The following is a 2977-nucleotide window of genomic DNA, read 5'->3' on the forward strand; positions in this document are numbered from 1 at the left end:
CCATGAAACGGTACGATATAATAACACTCTACCAGACAAAAGATATCGCCTATGCCCGCGATAAGCTTCTGCAGGAATCCAAACTTGTCAGGGGATGGGAAGATCTCTATTTTCTGGCGCTGGGTGAAGAATCGGAGGAGCTTCGCAAATTTCTGGTCTCGATGATCAATCCGGAAGAGCTGTTGAAAAATTTTATCCAGGCCGAGGGTCATGTTATCGACGCCCTTGTTGACACGACAGGTATCAATCGTGAAAACAATCCGGAAAGACTTCGCCAGGCCCCATTTACCGGTTCTCCTCTGACAATTTTGTATAATAAGGGCGATCCGATCTCCACCCGGCTGGCCGAAAAACTTCTGGCTGATATCTCGCATATCGGCATGCCCTGCCGCCTTGACGGCCGTGGAGGAGCCGAATTCGAAAAAGCACTGATAAGCCGGGATTATTCCATTGCCGTGGGATGGACGCCTGCTGATATCAGAAAAAGTAAATGTGAACAACTTCGCCTGGCGGCAATATGGTTTAGCGACCGGACAAACGAACAACAACGCATTGCAGAATATCGGGAATTGCCGCTTTTCAGCATTACCCATTATCTGCTGTGCAAAAAAGATATAGCATTTTATTCAAACGCTCTGGCAGGAGCATACAGGGTATCATCACAATGAAAATATGGAACAAACTCGAAATTGAGAAACTCGTGTACGGCGGCTGGGGCCTGGCCCGGACCGATCAGGGAATCGTTTTTGTAAGCGATGTCATTCCGGGAGAGACGGTACGGGCGCAACAGATTGGTGTACGAAGCGATTGTCCGATTGCGCAACCCGTGGAAATCATCGAACCGTCACCGAATCGACGGAACCCGGTTTGTGCATGCGCGCAGGAATGCGGTGGCTGCGACTGGCAGCATATCGCCCACCCGGTTCAACTCACTATAAAGAAAAAGGTTTTTTTAGAATGTCTCGAACGAACCGGAAAACTCCACGACCTGCCTCCGGTTCAGATATTCAGTGCCCACGAATGGAATTACCGTCTGCGGGTTCAGTTCAAAGTCGAGCCTGCCCGGGGAAAAAAAGGGTTTTACAAAAAAGGCACCAACGAGATCGTCGACATCCCCGCCTGCCGACTCCTGGCCGCACCCCTCAACGATTTCTTTGCGGATTTAGACCTGCATCTTGCTTCTCTTCCCGAATCGACCGCGGAAATTAAAGCGGTATGCGGCAGTGACGGTGTTGTTGCTTCATACCCTGCAGTCAATGGTACTGTCATGAAAAAGGCACTCATCGATGTTGCCGGTTCCCGGCTTTCCGTTTCCGGCACAAGCTTTTTTCAAAGCAACCGCCATCTCCTCGAACCCCTGGGAAAGTGGGCGGGACCGTGGCTTGAAGGAGATACTTTTGTTGATCTCTACGGCGGCGGCGGTTTCTTCTCCGTGATGCTCGGTGATGCATTCAAAAAGGGATTATGCATCGATAATGAAATCGAGTGCATCGATCTGGCAAAGGAAAACCTTTACAATAACAACCTGCCCCATGTGGAGACAAGGCTTGTATCCGCCGAAAACTTTCTTTTGAATCCATCCATAAAAGATATCGACTGCCTTATTGTGGATCCTCCCCGACCGGGACTGACTCGAAACGCGCGGGAAGGTATCAGCGCACTTAATCCGAATCAAATCCTCTATGTCTCCTGTAATCCATCAACCCAGGCGCGTGATATCGGGTATTTTGTTAACAAGATGGGTTATACAATTTACAAAGCAGCCCTCTTCGATCTTTATCCCCAGACTCATCACATGGAAACTGCGATAATACTGAATAAGGGCGCCCTCCGAATGGGGTGATATTGCGCCGGTGCAGAGGAAAACAGCGCACCGGCGATTTGTGTTCCTGAACGGGCCTGCGGGGTTTCCTTTTTACCGCTCTTTCCGCTTCTTTTTATTAAAGAGCAGCGACCGTTTATACAGCTCCTTTTCATTGAGCTCATCGATAACATCGTCGGCAGGAGAATCATCCGTTCCGATTTGCGTTTCTGTAAAGGGCGGGGGAATTGTATGGGATGTATCCTGAGCTTCCTCTTCATCAGGATCGTATGTCTTCCGGTCGAGGACCCATCCCCGGGCACCGTATCCCGATGAATTATGATAATTTTTATCCGCCACAGAGGCGAATTCTATTGTGGAAACTTCGGTGCCTTCCAGAGATTCACATTCACCCGACAGAAGATTGTCATCGATAAAGTAATTTCGTTTCTGCGTCGGCCGCTCCTGTTCATCATGTTCCCAGTCAATAACATACGGTTTTCCTTTTCCATGGAAAAGGTTCCGTCGGACAATACATGATGAATCCCTGCGAATATGTACTCCGGCAATAGCCTCGGTATTTGTTTCGCTGCCGCAATCGATGCACGTATTCTGCTCTATGAATATGTTTTCGCTCTGTACCTTATCATCGGGCAACGTACCGGGAAGCTCAATTGCCTGCTGGGGACAATGAATAATGCAGTTATTCTGCACCGTATGACCGATCCCCTTAACTGTTATTCCAGTGGAACTGTCTTCAACACGGTTATCGACAACCACACTTCCTTTTCCGGCAATCACCGAAATCGAATTTCGTTTGCAGTTGGTTATCCTGTTGCCTCTGATCTGGGTGTCGCCGCATTTGACCATGATCCCGTCGATAGAACAGGTGTCGACAACATTATACTCGACAATATGGCCGTATTCTCCAACAGTATCATCATGACTGCCGATCAGTATGCCGTAGGCATAATTTTTAAAAACATTTTTTCTGAATACATGGTTCCTATTGGCGAGGCCTTCACCATAATCTCCTTCTGAAATCATGATACCGATTGTGTTTTCGGTGATTTCGCTGTCGGAGGAAAACTCAAACCAGCATCCTTCGACAATATTACAAAATCCTTCAGAGCCGCCAAAAAAAACAGTGCAGGCGGCTTTGGGATCCACACCGCA

At 48.4% G+C, this 2977-nt stretch carries 2 protein-coding genes; one reads left to right on the plus strand and one right to left on the minus strand.

Annotation, left to right across the window (positions count from 1 at the left end):
* Positions 1-664: 664 nt before the first annotated feature.
* Entirely contained in the window at positions 665-1843 is a 1179-nt protein-coding gene (locus GF401_07900) for a hypothetical protein (protein ID MBD3344970.1), read from the plus strand.
* A gap of 72 nt (positions 1844-1915) precedes the next feature.
* On the opposite strand, the gene GF401_07905 is transcribed toward GF401_07900, so the two are convergent.
* On the minus strand, positions 1916-2977 hold a 1062-nt coding region (locus tag GF401_07905; GenBank protein MBD3344971.1), incomplete at its 5' end, for a hypothetical protein.

It is taken from the genome of Chitinivibrionales bacterium (genome assembly GCA_014728215.1).
In the GTDB taxonomy this organism is placed as follows: Bacteria; Fibrobacterota; Chitinivibrionia; order Chitinivibrionales; family WJKA01; genus WJKA01.